At 36.7% G+C, this 16,144-nt stretch carries 16 protein-coding genes and 1 tRNA gene; 14 read left to right on the top strand and 3 right to left on the bottom strand.

Annotated features, from left to right (window positions below):
- Nucleotides 1–98 precede the first annotated feature (98 nt).
- A tRNA-Pro gene (locus EV197_RS09005) sits at nucleotides 99–173 on the bottom strand.
- Nucleotides 174–361: 188 nt separating this feature from the next.
- Between EV197_RS09005 and EV197_RS09000 the strand changes: the two genes are divergently transcribed.
- The 14 genes from EV197_RS09000 to EV197_RS08935 all read left to right on the top strand — a co-directional run bounded on the left by EV197_RS09000 (nucleotide 362) and on the right by EV197_RS08935 (nucleotide 13,563).
- Entirely contained in the window at nucleotides 362–1,450 is a 1,089-nt protein-coding gene (locus EV197_RS09000) for an anhydro-N-acetylmuramic acid kinase (protein ID WP_130286425.1), read from the top strand.
- 109 nt (nucleotides 1,451–1,559) lie between these two features.
- Nucleotides 1,560–2,168, top strand: a complete 609-nt coding sequence (gene udk / locus EV197_RS08995; protein WP_130286424.1) for a uridine kinase — start codon at nucleotides 1,560–1,562, stop codon at nucleotides 2,166–2,168.
- 47 nt (nucleotides 2,169–2,215) lie between these two features.
- On the top strand, nucleotides 2,216–2,575 hold the full coding sequence (locus EV197_RS08990) for an FtsB family cell division protein (protein WP_423190650.1): 360 nt from the start codon (nucleotides 2,216–2,218) through the stop codon (nucleotides 2,573–2,575).
- Nucleotides 2,568–3,947: a methylmalonyl-CoA mutase subunit beta gene (locus tag EV197_RS08985; protein WP_130286423.1), complete on the top strand. Its 1,380-nt coding sequence runs from the start codon at nucleotides 2,568–2,570 to the stop codon at nucleotides 3,945–3,947. The genes EV197_RS08990 and EV197_RS08985 overlap by 8 nt, the downstream gene beginning before the upstream one ends.
- Nucleotides 3,948–4,024: 77 nt before the next feature.
- The gene (locus tag EV197_RS08980) at nucleotides 4,025–4,657 is read left to right on the top strand and encodes a hypothetical protein (protein WP_130286422.1); all 633 of its coding nucleotides are present in this window, start codon (nucleotides 4,025–4,027) and stop codon (nucleotides 4,655–4,657) included.
- A gap of 116 nt (nucleotides 4,658–4,773) precedes the next feature.
- Nucleotides 4,774–6,903 (top strand): methylmalonyl-CoA mutase, encoded by a 2,130-nt coding sequence (scpA, locus tag EV197_RS08975; RefSeq protein ID WP_130286421.1) that lies wholly within the window; start codon nucleotides 4,774–4,776, stop codon nucleotides 6,901–6,903.
- Between the two features lie 80 nt (nucleotides 6,904–6,983).
- A complete protein-coding gene (locus EV197_RS08970) occupies nucleotides 6,984–7,865 on the top strand; it encodes an SDR family oxidoreductase (RefSeq protein ID WP_130286420.1) in 882 nt (293 codons plus the stop codon).
- A gap of 132 nt (nucleotides 7,866–7,997) precedes the next feature.
- Nucleotides 7,998–8,762 carry a ParA family protein gene (locus EV197_RS08965; RefSeq protein WP_130286419.1) on the top strand — a complete coding sequence of 255 codons (765 nt, stop codon included), beginning with the start codon at nucleotides 7,998–8,000 and terminating at the stop codon, nucleotides 8,760–8,762.
- A 6-nt stretch (nucleotides 8,763–8,768) separates the two neighbouring features.
- Nucleotides 8,769–9,683: a ParB/RepB/Spo0J family partition protein gene (locus EV197_RS08960; RefSeq protein ID WP_130286418.1), complete on the top strand. Its 915-nt coding sequence runs from the start codon at nucleotides 8,769–8,771 to the stop codon at nucleotides 9,681–9,683.
- Nucleotides 9,673–10,263, top strand: coding sequence for a DUF5683 domain-containing protein (locus tag EV197_RS08955; RefSeq protein ID WP_130286417.1), 591 nt, complete (start codon nucleotides 9,673–9,675; stop codon nucleotides 10,261–10,263). Before EV197_RS08960 ends, EV197_RS08955 begins: the two co-directional genes overlap by 11 nt.
- A 13-nt stretch (nucleotides 10,264–10,276) precedes the next feature.
- Nucleotides 10,277–10,975 carry a 4-hydroxy-tetrahydrodipicolinate reductase gene (gene dapB / locus EV197_RS08950; RefSeq protein ID WP_130286416.1) on the top strand — a complete coding sequence of 233 codons (699 nt, stop codon included), beginning with the start codon at nucleotides 10,277–10,279 and terminating at the stop codon, nucleotides 10,973–10,975.
- Nucleotides 10,976–11,023: 48 nt separating this feature from the next.
- Nucleotides 11,024–12,592 (top strand): signal peptidase I, encoded by a 1,569-nt coding sequence (gene lepB / locus EV197_RS08945; RefSeq protein WP_130286415.1) that lies wholly within the window; start codon nucleotides 11,024–11,026, stop codon nucleotides 12,590–12,592.
- Between the two features lie 24 nt (nucleotides 12,593–12,616).
- Nucleotides 12,617–13,243, top strand: coding sequence for a WbqC family protein (locus tag EV197_RS08940; RefSeq protein WP_207224200.1), 627 nt, complete (start codon nucleotides 12,617–12,619; stop codon nucleotides 13,241–13,243).
- Nucleotides 13,243–13,563, top strand: coding sequence for a DUF6122 family protein (locus EV197_RS08935; RefSeq protein WP_130286413.1), 321 nt, complete (start codon nucleotides 13,243–13,245; stop codon nucleotides 13,561–13,563). The genes EV197_RS08940 and EV197_RS08935 overlap by 1 nt, the downstream gene beginning before the upstream one ends.
- A 3-nt stretch (nucleotides 13,564–13,566) precedes the next feature.
- Here the strand turns inward: EV197_RS08935 and EV197_RS08930 are convergent, their stop codons facing one another.
- Both EV197_RS08930 and EV197_RS08925 read right to left on the bottom strand, forming a co-directional pair.
- Nucleotides 13,567–14,796, bottom strand: coding sequence for a tetratricopeptide repeat protein (locus tag EV197_RS08930; RefSeq protein WP_130286412.1), 1,230 nt, complete (start codon nucleotides 14,794–14,796; stop codon nucleotides 13,567–13,569).
- Nucleotides 14,797–16,110 (bottom strand): ATP-binding protein, encoded by a 1,314-nt coding sequence (locus EV197_RS08925; RefSeq protein WP_130286411.1) that lies wholly within the window; start codon nucleotides 16,108–16,110, stop codon nucleotides 14,797–14,799.
- Between the last annotated feature and the right edge of the window lie 34 nt (nucleotides 16,111–16,144).

Raw genomic sequence — 16,144 nt, 5'->3', positions numbered from 1 at the left:
TTTTAAAGAAAGAAATAACTTTTATGACAACTATGTAAAAAGTCCAAGGTGGTAAAAAACTAAAAATCCAATCAAAATATTGATTGGATTTTTAGTTGTCGGGGTGGCAGGATTCGAACCTGCGACCTCCTGCTCCCAAAGCAGGCGCGATGACCGGGCTACGCTACACCCCGATGGTCTTCTTTTTAAGCAGGTGCAAATATACATATTCTTTTTACTTATAAAAGCATCTTAGCAGCTAAAGTCAAGATTTAATCAAATTTTTTAAAATATCCTTAGCGTAAATTTTCCACAAGTTTTTGGATTCCTTAATTACTCTAAATATCTTCCGTTTTTTAAAACTGGATAAGTCATCAAACGCATGTCAAACAACACTCATCAATATAAGGTCATCGGTTTAATGTCCGGAACCTCCTTGGATGGATTAGATATCGCCTTTTGTAATTTTCAGTATGACTATGCCAAATGGTCTTTTACGATTTTAGACACAAAAACAATAGCCTATAGCCAACAATTAAAAAACAAATTACAACAGGCTCTTCATTTAGACGCTACTGAACTGTTGCTATTACATAACGAATACGGACATTGGTTAGGTACAGAGGCTAAGCAATTTATCGCGCAACACAACCTGGCAGTTGACTTTATTGCTAGCCACGGACATACGATTTTTCATCAACCCGATAAAGGACTCACCTATCAAATAGGTTCAGGACAACATTTGGCCAATGCTTCAAACAAGAAGGTGATATGCGATTTTAGAACAAAAGACGTTGCTCTAGGAGGACAAGGCGCCCCTTTGGTTCCCATTGGGGATAGATTACTTTTTAGTAAATATGATTTTTGCCTCAATCTAGGGGGATTCAGCAATATTTCTTTTGAAGAAAAAACAGGGAAACGAATTGCCTTTGATATATCTCCTGTAAATATGTTGCTTAATTACCTAAGTAACAAAATCGACCTGGAGTATGATAAGGGCGGTAACATTGCACAATCCGGAACTCTAAATTTGCGACTATTAGATCATTTAAACAAACTAGAGCACTATAATCTTAACCCACCAAAATCCTTAGGACAGGAATGGTTTACTCAACATTGCATTCCTTTAATAGAAAGCACAAAAGATACCGTCGCCAATCTATTACACACCTCTACAGTGCATATTGCACATCAAATAGGGCAAGTCATAAAATCTTACACGACTAAGCATAAAGCAAAAGTGTTCATTACAGGTGGAGGCGCTAAAAACAACTTTCTAATAACTACGATTAAAAAAGAATTAGAAAATCTTGCTGATGTGATCACTCCTAACGAAAAAATGATCGATTTTAAAGAAGCGTTGGTATTTGCATTTTTAGGGGTGCTTAGAGATAGAAACGAAGTCAACTGCCTACAATCAGTAACCGGAGCTACTAAAGATTCTAGCAGCGGTGTTATATACTACCCTTAGTCACTTTTTATAGCGTTGCCTGAAACCGATTTAAAAATCAAACAGATCTCAATTTGTATTAGGATTTAGTCAAAAACAATAGCTAAATTTGCCCCAAAAACAAATAGTAATGTTAATTATTGGTATTGCGGGTGGAACAGGTTGTGGAAAAACCACAGTGGTCAATCAAATTATAAGTGAATTACCCGTTGACGAAGTTTGTGTTATCTCTCAAGACTCTTATTATAATGATACAAGTCATCTACCCTACGAAGAACGCGTTAAAATAAATTTTGACCATCCTCAATCTATTGATTTTGAACTTTTAATTTCACATTTAAAAAAATTAAAAAAAGGAGAAACCATTCAACAGCCGGTCTATTCTTTTATTGACCACAATCGCACCGGAGAAACGCTTCCTACTAAACCCAGAAAAGTCGTAATTGTAGAAGGAATTCTTATTCTTACCAATCCGGCAATACGCAAAATGTTTGATATTAAAATTTACGTACACGCGGATAGTGATGAACGACTTATCCGTAGATTAAAAAGAGATATCGCCGAGCGTGGAAGAGACATCAATGAAGTACTGGACCGTTATCAAACTACCTTAAAACCCATGCACCAACAATTCATTGATCCTACCAAAGAATTTGCAGATATCATCATACCTAATAATAATTACAATACGGTTGCTGTTGATATCGTACGTACTATTGTTAAGGATCGCTTGAATTAACTTTTGTACCTTTACCACATTATTTTTTATAATAAGAATAGAAAACTTTGAAGATAAAGGAGTATTTTAATAAGCTTAGAAACAAGCCGGCACTGATCCCGGTATTTGCTATTTTGCTTAACAAATATGTACTCATTGTTTTATTATTTGTTATTTGGATGCTATTTTTTGATACGAATTCTTGGTTAATACACAGAGAGCTAGACCAAGAGATTAACGAATTAGAAAACAACAAAGAATACTACATTAAAGAAATTGTCAAAGATCAAAAAAATATAAAAACGCTCAAAGATAGTGGTGAGCTCGAAAGATTTGCACGCGAAGAATATTTTATGAAACGCGATAATGAAGAAGTTTATATTATAGAATACGAAGACAGTATCCCTAAAGACAACGAAAATGACTAAATCATTATTTGAAGAATTCAATCCGGTTTCTACTAAAGAATGGAAACAAAAAATACAATACGATCTCAAAGGAGCTGATTACAATGAAACGCTCATTTACAATTCCTTAGAAAATATTGCCATCAAGCCTTTCTATACTCAAGACGATATTAAAGAATCATCAGACTTCACTGTAGGTAACGCTTGGAAAAATAGTGTTAAAATTGAAGTTACTCACGCAGAAGAAGGAAACCAAAAGGCTAAAGAAGCCATCGATAAAGGAGCTGAGAGTTTATACTTTTTGATAACGGATACCGCTGTTGATCCTGCGATTCTATGTAAAGAACTCGATACGGAAGTGGTTTTATATATAACCACCGATTTCCTTTCCGTTTCCTTTGTTCAAAAGTTAAACGATTTTGCTGTTCAATCTAACCACACCATATATCTTTTAACAGATATTATTAATCAGCTGGCTAAAACAGGCAACTGGTATACCAATCTCAAAGAAGATCATAGTACACTGGATCAAATTGTTAGTCAAAGCACAGGGTTAAAAAGTGTGTTATCTGTAGATACGACTTTATATCAAAATGCTGGAGCCAATAGTATTCAACAACTGGCTTATGCCATAGCCCAAGCTAATGAATACCTTAATCATTTTAACCAAAACAAAAACGCAAATTTATCGCAAACTTCGATCGTGTTTCAGGTTGCTGTAGGAAGCAATTACTTTTTTGAAATTGCTAAAATACGAGCGTTACGAAATTTATGGGATAGCTTAATTGGTGCCTATAAGTTGTCTATAGATTGTCACATAATTGCAAGTCCTGGATTACGCAACAAAAGTATCTTGGATTATAATGTAAATATGTTACGCTCCACTACTGAGTGTATGAGTGCGATTTTAGGAGGAGCAGATACGGTTTACAATTTGCCTTATGATTATATCTATAATAAAGAGAATGAATTCGGAACCAGGATCTCATTAAATCAGTTGTTGATCCTAAAAGAAGAAAGTTATTTTGATCAGGTACATAACTCGGCTTCAGGATCTTATTATATCGAAAGCCTAACAACTACTATGGCTCAAGAAGCGCTTGAAGTATTCAAAAACATTGAGCAAGGTGGAGGCTTTCTAAATCAGTTGAAAGAAGGTATTGTCCAACGAAAAATTAAAGAAAGTGCCTCCAAAGAGCAAAAGCTATTTGATGATCAAAAGGTTATACTTACTGGTGTTAATGCGTATCAAAATGATGAAGAGCTCATCCCTCCCCTCCAAAAAGAGATATTTATACCTAAAGACAATAGAAAAACTTTAATTGAACCCATCATCCCCAAAAGATTGGCCATGGAGATAGAGAAAAAAATGCTAGCGAAATTAAAAGTTTAGAACTTTATTGCTATCTTAGCCCTAAATAGTACGCGTTTTAACAAATATTTAACCAACATAAAACTATATCTCAATCAATGCCCCAGATTAGATTTAGAAACATCGCTTTAATACTACTAATAGGTTTAAGCGCTATTAGTATATCTGCTCAGAAAAAATTTGATTGTCTCTCTGTGGACGAGACTGGTCTGCTTTCAAAATCGTTCAAAGCCTTTGAAGAAGATATTTTTGAGTATTACAATTTTGGTACTGATACAGTAAAGACATACAAAACCTTTCTTACCGAAATTGCTACCCTGTCGGTCAATCTGCGAAAATTACCTACGGATCGCTCTATACAAATTACCAGACAATTCAAAAAACAAGCTAACTCTAAAAATTCGTTATGGATTCGTTTAGCAGAATATGAAAATCAATATCCAGAATTAAAGGCAAAATCTGGTACCACAGATAAAAAAAATGGAGAAGAGATTTTCATATTCAACTACAGAGGCGGTGTAATACAATGTCTTAAAAACACGAATGAAAGTAGTGATTTCAAAGACATCATCTCCACACTCGAAAAAGATGCTAATGTAAGTACATCCCTTATTGCTCAGCGTTTATATTATATTACTGATAAGGAATTTAATACCTCAGAAATTAAAAAGTTTATTGCTTTTGACATTTACTACTCTATCCTAATGGTTATCGAAAAGGCATTCGGATAAAAGACCACTATTTTTAATGCTAAGTATATATTCAATTCTTATTTTTTAGTGATAATCACTGATAAAAGTGTATTTTTATGGTCTGTTTTTAATAATATATTAGGAAGATCTTACTAATGACCAGAAAAGACATTCAGCACATTCAATTAACAACTCCGAATACTACTGAACAGGCTTCAGTAAAAAAATATGCTACTGCAGAGGGCATTGAAATTAAGTCCCGATACACCACTGAAGACATCGAGGATCTCGAGCATCTCAATTTTGCGGCGGGTATTCCACCTTATTTACGTGGACCTTACTCCACGATGTATGTTAGACGTCCTTGGACAATACGACAATATGCAGGTTATTCTACAGCAGAGGAAAGTAATGCTTTCTATAGAAGAAATTTAGCGGCAGGACAGAAAGGACTTTCAGTAGCGTTTGATTTAGCTACGCACCGAGGTTATGATAGTGACCATGAAAGGGTATTTGGCGATGTAGGTATGGCAGGTGTGGCTATTGATACGGTTGAAGATATGAAAGTGCTGTTCGACCAAATACCATTGGATAAAATGTCTGTTTCTATGACCATGAACGGAGCGGTACTCCCCATTATGGCATTTTATATTGTGGCTGCGGAAGAACAAGGTGTACAAAAAGAAGCGCTTTCGGGTACGATACAAAACGATATTTTAAAGGAGTTTATGGTACGTAATACGTACATTTACCCACCTACGCCATCCATGAAAATCATCAGTGATATTTTTAGCTATTGTTCTAAAAATATGCCTCGCTTTAATCCTATAAGTATATCAGGGTACCATATGCAAGAGGCTGGCGCATCTTGTGATATTGAACTGGCTTACACCCTAGCGGATGGATTAGAATATGTCCGCAAAGGTATAGAAGCAGGTATGGATATCGATACATTTGCACCGCGACTATCGTTTTTCTGGGCAATAGGCATGAATCACTTTATGGAAATTGCCAAAATGAGAGCAGGTAGAATGCTTTGGGCTAAGCTGATGAAACAGTTTAACCCAAAAAACCCCAAGTCTTTAATGCTCAGAACACATTGCCAAACGAGCGGATGGAGTTTAACCGCACAAGATCCTTTTAATAATGTAGCAAGAACCTGTATAGAAGCAAGTGCAGCAGCCTTTGGAGGTACTCAAAGTTTACATACCAATGCCTTAGATGAAGCGATTGCCCTACCTACTGATTTTTCTGCTAGAATTGCCAGAAACACTCAAATTTTCTTACAAGAAGAAACCAATATTACAAAAACTGTAGACCCTTGGGCAGGTAGTTATTATGTAGAATCATTGACCAATGAAATCGCTGAAAAAGCTTGGGAGCTTATACAAGAAGTAGAAGAGTTAGGCGGTATGACAAAGGCTATTGAAGCCGGTATCCCTAAAATGCGAATCGAGGAAGCAGCTGCAAAAAAACAAGCCAGGATTGATAGTGTACAAGACGTAATTATTGGCGTTAATAAGCATAAACTGAAAGAAGAAGAGCTTATTAGCACGCTTAAAGTTGATAACAATGCTGTTCGCAAACAACAAATCCAAAGTTTAGAAAAAGTAAAACAAAATCGAAATGAAGAAGCGGTGCAACATGCGCTTTCCGCTTTAACCAATGCTGCAAAAAGTGGCCGTGAAAATTTGTTAACATTAGCTGTTGAAGCTGCCAGATTGAGAGCTACATTAGGTGAAATTAGTGAAGCTTTGGAAAAGGAATTTGGACGCTACAAAGCAGAAATAAAATCATTTACCGGAGTGTATGCTAAAGAAATAAAAGACGACCCCTCTTTTCATAAAGCCAGAGAGCTAGCCAATACGTTTGCCGATCTCGAAGGAAGACGCCCACGAATCATGATCGCTAAAATGGGTCAGGATGGTCACGATAGAGGAGCTAAGGTCGTAGCTACCAGTTATGCCGATGTAGGATTTGACGTAGATATCGGTCCCCTATTTCAAACTCCAGCAGAAGCAGCAAAACAAGCCGTGGAGAACGATGTACATATCGTAGGGGTTTCTTCACTAGCAGGGGGACACAAGTCTTTAGTTCCCCAGATTGTTGCCGAATTGAAAAAATATGATCGTGAAGATATTATGATCATTGTAGGTGGGGTAATTCCTCCGGATGATTATGATTATTTATATGATGCAGGTGCAGTTGCGATTTTTGGTCCAGGAACCAAAATAAGTGAAGCTGCCATTTCGATCTTAGAGATTTTAATAGCAGCACGAGCATAAGAAACTATGCGTGCATAGTTTTTTAAAATTAAATAGTAACTTTCGCCAACTTAAACAAAAAATAATAATAAAGAGAACATATGAATTATACAGCTAAAATGCTTCGAGACGATGCTCTTAAGGGCAAAAACATAGTAGTTACCGGTGGTGGTAGTGGACTAGGTAAAGCGATGACAAAATATTTTTTGGAGCTAGGTGCCAAAGTGGCAATAACTTCCAGAAACCTTGAAAAACTCCAAAATACCGCAAAAGAATTAGAAGGAGAAACCGGTGGAACTTGTTTAGCTGTACAATGCGATGTTAGACATAATGACCAGGTAGAAGCGATGAGAGATCAGGTGATCAAAGAATTTGGCACCGTGGATATTTTATTGAATAACGCTGCTGGTAATTTTATTTCTCCAACAGAACGTTTATCTGCTAATGCATTTGATACGATCATAGATATTGTACTTAAAGGAACCAAAAACTGTACACTAGCTTTTGGTAAGCATTGGATCGATACCGAATATAAAAACACTGTAGTCCTTAATATTGTTACTACTTATGCTTGGACAGGATCTGCTTATGTGGTTCCTAGTGCTACAGCAAAAGCTGGTGTATTAGCAATGACAAGGTCACTAGCCGTAGAATGGGCAAAATACGGCATGCGATTTAATGCTATCGCCCCAGGACCATTTCCTACTAAAGGAGCTTGGGATCGTCTGCTCCCAGGAGACCTAAAAGATAAATTTGACATGAAAAAACAAGTGCCTTTAGCACGGGTTGGTGAGCACCAGGAGTTGGCTAACTTAGCAGCCTATCTAGTTTCAGACTTCTCCGCTTATGTCAATGGAGAGGTAATTACCATCGATGGTGGTGAGTGGCTTAAAGGTGCTGGTCAGTTTAACCTTTTAGAGCAAATACCAGAAGCGATGTGGGATCAATTAGAAGCGATGATCCGCGCTAAAAAAAGTAAGTAAACACAAGGTATAGCTCAATACTTATAAAAAGCCACAGTTAGTGTGGCTTTTTTTGTTAACAATGTTAATATTTTAGATTTTTATAATATATAATTAATCGTATTTTTACCACTTAAAACCAAATCTTCCCCAATGGGTAAAATAATTGCAATTGCCAATCAAAAAGGTGGCGTAGGAAAAACTACAACTTCGGTTAATTTAGCCGCAGCACTAGGTGTTTTAGAGAAAAAAGTATTGTTAATCGATGCTGACCCTCAGGCTAATGCCACTTCTGGATTAGGTATAGACGTAGAAACTATTGAAAAAGGAACATATCAAATACTGGAGCATACTATTGCGCCAGAAGAAGCAATTATAGAGACGAACTCTCCTAATGTAGATATTATTCCCGCACATATTGATCTAGTAGCGATCGAAATTGAGCTCGTAGATAAGGATCAAAGAGAGTACATGCTGCAAAAGGCGCTGGGTAATGTGACCGAAAAATACGACTACGTACTAATCGATTGCGCACCATCTTTAGGGTTGTTAACCCTTAATGCATTAACCGCATCAAATTCTGTTATCATTCCGATTCAATGCGAGTATTTTGCATTAGAAGGTTTAGGGAAGTTATTAAATACCATAAAAAGTGTACAAAAAATACACAATAAGAACTTAGATATTGAAGGACTCCTATTAACCATGTATGACTCGCGTTTACGACTTTCTAACCAGGTCGTAGAAGAGGTGCAAAAACATTTTAACGAAATGGTATTTAAAACCATTATTCAGCGAAATATAAGACTAAGTGAGGCACCAAGTTATGGAGAAAGTATCATTAATTATGATGCAGCGAGTAAAGGTGCGAGCAACTACTTAAGTTTAGCACACGAAATTATAAAGAAAAACAGTTAAGGATTTATGGCGAAGGCAACCAAAAAACAGGCACTAGGAAGAGGGCTCTCTGCGCTATTGAAAGACCCAGAGAATGATATCAAATCTGTAGATGATAAAAATGCAGATAAGGTAGTTGGAAATATTATTGAACTCGAGTTAGAAAGTATTGAAGTCAACCCTTTTCAACCAAGAACCAGTTTTAATGATGAAACCCTACGTGAATTAGCAACCTCAATCAAAGAAATTGGGGTGATTCAACCCATTACGGTTCGTAAGCTGGATTTTAATAAATATCAGCTGGTATCGGGAGAAAGACGTTATCGTGCTTCTAAACTTGCAGGGTTGGAAACCATACCTTCTTATATCCGTATTGCCAATGATCAGGAATCTCTGACCATGGCTTTAGTAGAAAACATTCAGCGCCAGGATCTTGACCCGATCGAAATTGCATTGTCTTATCAACGACTGATGGACGAAATTAAACTAACGCAGGAGCAGCTGAGTGATCGCGTAGGTAAAAAAAGATCTACTATTGCGAATTACCTTCGTCTTTTAAAACTTGATCCAATTATCCAAACCGGTATGCGCGATGGTTTTATTTCCATGGGCCACGGAAGGGCGTTGATTAATGTAGACGAACAACAAAAACAATTAGACATCTACGAAAAAATTATCGGAGATTCCCTAAGTGTCCGCAACACTGAAGAATTAGTGAGGTCTTTAAATGACAAATCAGGAGCAACAACTGGAACAAAATCATCGGCAACTACAACAAAAGTGCCGGAATATGTATCCAAAGGCGTTAAAGAATTTGCTGAATACTTTGGTGCAAAAATTGACGTTAAAGTTTCTCCTAACGGAAAAGGAAAACTTATAATTCCTTTTTCATCAGAAGAAGATTTTAAAAGATTAAAGAAGCTGGTCAATAGTGAAAAATAAGGTCTACTACATTCTCATATTTTGTAGTCTCTACATAACTGCTGTTACTGCTCAGGATAAAAACGATGAGCTAAAGATAACTACAGAAGAGGTGGCAGTTAAAAAGAAAAAAGAAAAAGAAATACCTCCTTACGAACCTTTGGCACCCGCAAGAGCCGCTTTTTATTCTGCAATACTACCCGGATTAGGTCAAGCCTATACCAAAAAGTACTGGAAAATACCGATCGTTTATGGTGCCATTGGAACAGGAATTTATTTTTACAGGCAGAATAACAACACCTATAGGGATTTAAGAAATACCTATAAGGCCCGACTAGCAGGAGAAGATCCTAATAATTTGGAGTTCTCAAACCTTACAGACAATCAGTTAATTGATTTACAAAGAAGGTTTAGAAGGGATGCAGAGTTGGCGTTGTTAGTTACAGTAGGGCTATATGTACTCAACATTGTAGATGCTAATGTTACAGCACATTTACAACAATATAGCATCTCAGAAGATCTTTCCCTTCGACCAAAAATGAACTTTAATGATTTAAACGCAAAGCCTAATTATGGGCTTTCCCTGAGCTATAGCTTCTAGAAAACGACTATTTATGAAAATTGCACTTCTCGGATATGGAAAAATGGGTAAAACCATTGAAAAAATAGCAACAGACCGAGGCCATCATATTGTGCTTCGTGTAGATAAAGACGATACGGATTACGAACTCGCCGATGCAGATGTAGCGATTGATTTTAGTGTACCGAATGCGGCAGTTTCAAATATTACCAAATGCATTACTAAGGGTGTTCCTGTGGTATCAGGAACCACTGGATGGTTAGAAGAGTATGACAAAGTAATTGCACTTTGTAAAGAAAAAAAGGGAGCTTTTATCTATGCTTCTAATTATAGCCTGGGCGTTAATCTTTTCTTTGAGCTCAACAAAAAGTTAGCAAAAATGATGAATGGGATTTCTGATTATGAAGTAACTATGGAAGAAATACATCATACTCAAAAGCTAGATGCTCCCAGTGGAACCGCAATTACTTTGGCAGAAGGCATCATTGCAAACTCCAAAAAAGAAAAATGGAGCCTGGATCAAGGAGATGCTACAACCATACCTATAACCGCCAAACGTATAGAAAATGTACCTGGAACGCATTCGATAACCTACAGTTCTGCAGTTGATGACATCGAAATAAAGCACACGGCTCACGATAGGTCAGGATTTGCACTAGGTGCTGTGATCGCTGCGGAATGGTTGCACGGAAAAACTGGAGTTTATACCATGAAAGATGTTTTAGGACTCTAAGGCTGTAACACAAACACTGTTTACGATATTTATTAAAAAAATTACAATATGACACTTACAGAATGGTTTATTTTTTTCCTGATTCTTCAGGTAATTCATTTTGCAGGAACCTGGAAATTATACGCCAAAGCAGGGCGTAAAGCCTGGGAAGCCCTAATACCGGTTTACAACGCAGTTATACTGATGAAAATTATCAATCGTCCTTGGTGGTGGGTAATTTTATTGTTTATCCCAGTGATTAATGTGATTATGCTCCCTATCATATGGGTAGAAACTATCCGTAGTTTTGGTAAAAATAGCACGCAAGACACTATTTTGGTTATCGTAACACTTGGTTTTTATATCTTTTATGTCAATTACGCAGTAGCCGTTGACTATATCGAGGATCGTGATTTGAAACCTAAAACTGCTGCTGGCGAATGGGTGAGCTCCATCCTATTTGCAGTTATTGCTGCAACTTTGGTGCACACTTACGTTATGCAACCCTACACGATACCGACCGGATCCTTGGAGCGTACTTTACTTGTAGGTGACTTTTTATTTGTGAGTAAGTTCCACTACGGGGCAAGAACTCCGATGACAGCAGTTTCTTTTCCTATGGTACACGATACCATTCCTGTAGTGAAAACAAAATCGTATCTAGCCAATCCACAATACCCGTATTTCCGTTTACCTGGTTTTCAAGATATCGAACGTAATGACATTGTAGTTTTCAGTTTACCCAATGATACTTTGCGTTACTTTTTTGATCAATCCAATATTTCGGTTTACAAGCCTATTGATAAAAAATCAAATTATGTTAAACGCTGTGTTGGCGTTCCTGGAGATAGCTTATCCATCCGAAATGGTTATGTGTTTATCGATGGCAAACAAAATGAACTACCAGACAGAGCTCAATTACAATTTTCATATACAGGTACTACCAACGGAGGTAATTTTAGCAAACAAAACCTATACAACAGGTACCACATAAAGCCAAATGAATTTTTCTACAACGGCCAACAGTTCAGTTCAGCAGGTCTAACTGACGAAGCTGCAGAAAAATTTAAAAATCATCCATCTGTTACTTCTTTGGACAGAAATGTTATGAAGGTAGGTTTAAAAGACCCGTCCATTTTTCCTAATAATGGTAAAGTAGATTGGAATCGCGATAATTTTGGTCCAATTTATATTCCTGAAGCAGGAAAAACAGTAAAAATGGACCTTAAAAACTTCTCCTTATACCGAAGAATTATCGAAGTGTATGAAGGCTCAGAGATGGGTATCGCCAATCAACTTTCTGTAGAAGGAAATCAGGTGCTATTAAATGGTCAACCTTTGAAGGAATATACCTTTAAACAAAACTATTATTGGATGATGGGTGATAATCGCCATAATAGTGAAGATAGCCGTTATTGGGGTTATGTACCTGAAACACACATCGTAGGTAAACCGGTGTTTATCTGGTTAAGTTGGGACGGTAATGCCAAAGGTATTATGAATAAAATCCGTTGGGAACGTCTATTTACTACGGTAGGTGGCAGCGGTAAACCAGTATCGTATTTCGTTTATTTCTTAGTAGCACTGGCGATTTATATCGCGTATATGCAATTTAGAAAAAGAAGAAAGAAAGCATAAACCGCACAACGCATTAATTTTATTTTGGAAAAAATTCTATTACATCCTACCTATTTTGGCAGCGTAGCTCAATATGTTGCGCTTGCCAATGCGGATGCGTTGGTTTTTGAACACGAAGATAATTATCAAAAACAAACCTACCGTAACCGCATGTATATCTATGGGACCAATGGAAAGCTTTCCTTATCCATCCCTATTAAACATACGGGCGATAAAAGTGGGCATCAAAGGTATAAGGACATTAAAATTGAAAATGATTTCCCCTGGCAATCTCAACATTGGAAATCTTTAGAAACGGCCTATCGTACTTCTCCTTTTTTTGAGTTCTATGAAGATGATTTTTATCCCTTATTTTCCAAAACTAAAAATTATCTATTAGACTTTAATTATGAGTGTATGCAAGTGGTTATGGACTGTTTGCCCTTAGACATTAGTAGTACCAAGACGGAATCCTACCATAAAACTCCTCAAAATAGTACTGATTACAGATTTTTGGTGGAAGCAAAGAAAGAAAAATCATATTCGTTAGAACCTTATCATCAGGTCTTCGCTGACAAACACGGCTTTTTAGCAAACTTATCCATTTTGGATTTACTGTTTAATGAGGGAACCAATGCACTACCCTATCTTGAAAATCAATCCATTTTTTAATGTTGCGCTTTAGTATTCACTATGGCCTTCATTTTGTAATTCCTTTACTTCTATTGGTGCTGTTATATAGATCGCAATGGAAACAATTGTATATTTTTTTTCTACTCGCTATGGTAATCGATTTAGACCATCTGTTAGCTAATCCAATTTTTGACCCTAACCGCTGCAGCATCAATTTTCATCCTTTGCACACCTATTATGCAGCAATAGGCTATTTGACACTCGTATTACCGCAAAAAACCAGATGGTTAGGAATTGGTCTACTATGGCATTTACTTACAGATCAAATCGATTGTTGGATGCAAGGTTGGTCACTTTGATTCTTAATCTTCCAAAAAGCCTGAAATCCAGGTATAGACAACCACTCCTAAAGGCACTGAAGCACCTATCCAAAAAGCATCCTCTACTATCAAAAACCCAAAAAAACCCATAAAAAGGGTATATATCACTACAACAAGACTTATAGTTCTGGTCCATTTGCTTTCTGCTAGAATTCCCCTGGTAGCAGGAATGATAGTCGCAAAAAATGCAATAGCAATTAACAGTATTAAAGTATTATCGTAGATACCATATAACACACTGGCTATAGTTCCCAGTACTAATAAGATAAAGAAAATAGTACCTGAGGCTTTTTGGTTCTTGCTTAATAGGTACTTTCCATAGGAATGAAAACGTAAAATCATATTAGACATAGGTTCCATGATCCAACCTCCTACAACAAACAACATATAAGGTACGATGACGAGATAAGCTAAGTTTTCATTGCCCGAAGAGGCCAATACTTTAGCCAATATTCGATATACAATAAATAATCCAATAATAAATCCCCATTGACTTTTGGATGATTTATTAGCCATCCAAAAGGCATATTTTAAATACGTTCTATACACAAAATTTTTAGCCTTTATAGCTTCTTGCATCCCTTCTTGTGCATAGGCATTTGTAGGGTCATTATGTAAGGATTCTTTAAAGTGATTTAGTGCCTTTTTATGATTGCCTTGCTCAAGGGCTATCCATCCTACGTTAGCGTGAGAAAAACTGCCTTCAGGATCTTGGTACAGCGTATTTTGAATGGTATCATTTGCCTCATCTGTACGATTAAGTTTAGTCAGCGCCTGTGCTCTTATGTTTAGACAAAACACGTCATTTGGGTCAAGCTCTAAACCTTTATTTGCTAAGCCAAGCGCAAGAGCATAATCTTTAGAAATTAAGTGCAAATGTGCTTTAAAACCAAAATATCCAGAATAGTAAGGGTTCAAACGTATCGCTTCATCAATACTCTGCTTACTAAGTGCTTCCTTATCAGAAGCAGCGGCGATTATAGCTCTTTTATAAAACAACTCATCATCGTTAGGATATATAGCCAATAAAGAATCGTTTAATGTATTTGCCCTGGCAAAGTCCTCTTTTTCAATATAACAACTTACCAGTAAACTTTTTGCTCCATAATGGTCAGGATCTTGTTGTAATGCCTGTTGCAAGTATTCTATTGCAGCATCAAATTTTTGCACCTGAAACAGTTGATACCCTCTTTCAAAAACTGAATCCTCCATTTACTTTTTGATATTTAAATAGGTCAAAATTTCATCGTATAATCCAGAATCATTTGCATAAAGCGCATAATTCTTTGAGGTCACAAACCACTCCTTAGTGCTGGGTTTAATTTTTTTGATGCTTTTTAATATATCTTTTGTTGACAAGGGCTTAGGAACACCGTCCGCAAAAGACGCCATCAACTTATCTTCAATGGCAATATCAATTACTGCTTGAATGTCTGCGCCTGAAAAATCTTTAGACAGCTTAGCCAGTTTTGTATAATCGATGTCTGCAATAGGTTTATCCTTAAGCATTATTTGATAAATAGCTGCTTTTGCTTTTTGATCTGGTGGAGACACAAATATAATTCGATCGAACCTACCCGGTCTTCTAAACGCAGGGTCCAGATGCCAAGGTGTATTGGTTGCACCAATGATCAAAATCCCTTCATTATTACTTTCTATGCCATCCAACTCCGCCAAAAATTGATTGATCACATTACGACCTGCTGATTTATGCATATCGTTGCGATTGGCACCCAATGCATCTATTTCGTCAATAAAAATGACACAGGGCGTATTTCGACGCGCCATTTCAAATAATTCGTGCAGATTTTTTTCGCTATTACCAATCCACATGTCCAAAATATCATTGATACCGACATTAATAAAATTTGCATTGATTTCTCCTGCTGTTGCTCTTGCCAGATGCGTTTTACCACAACCAGGTGGCCCATATAATAAAATACCTCCTCCTATTTTTTTACCATAAGCTTTGTAAAGCTCCTGATGCTCTAAAGGTTTAATAATTTTTAAAGCAATTTGATTTTTTACCTCATCCATCCCACCAACATCTGTAAAATCTATAGCTGGTTTATTAACTAATTGTATGGCATCTTCATCTATAAAGTCATCCTCATCTCCACCCGACAGCTGAACTCTAAGTTTGGTATCAAAATCTTCATTTTCATAATCTGGATCCAGTTCCATCATGTCTTGATAAATTTCCTGTGCTTCAGCGATTGCATTGTTCGCTAATTTACAGTAACAAAGCAATTCTAACCACTGAAGATTAGAAGCATCTTGCTCTAATAATTCTTCAAGAATAATTTCTGCAGCGGCATATTTTTTCAATTTTACATAACAGTCGGCTAAACCAAATTTAGCTTTGTTATGGTTACCATCTAACTGAAGTACTTTGATGTATTGGGCTTCGGCATTGACAAAATCACTCTTTTCAACATAGATTTTGGCTACTCTGATCCGTAATGGTATATTATCAGGAGAAAATGATAAGGCTTCTAATAAATCTTCTAGGAAATCGTTGCTCATAGCATACAGGATTAAACGTATAAAAATAAGCTAC

This window comes from Aquimarina brevivitae (assembly GCF_004216895.1).
GTDB lineage: Bacteria > Bacteroidota > Bacteroidia > Flavobacteriales > Flavobacteriaceae > Aquimarina > Aquimarina brevivitae.
This window is presented reverse-complemented; position numbering and strand designations above follow the sequence as displayed.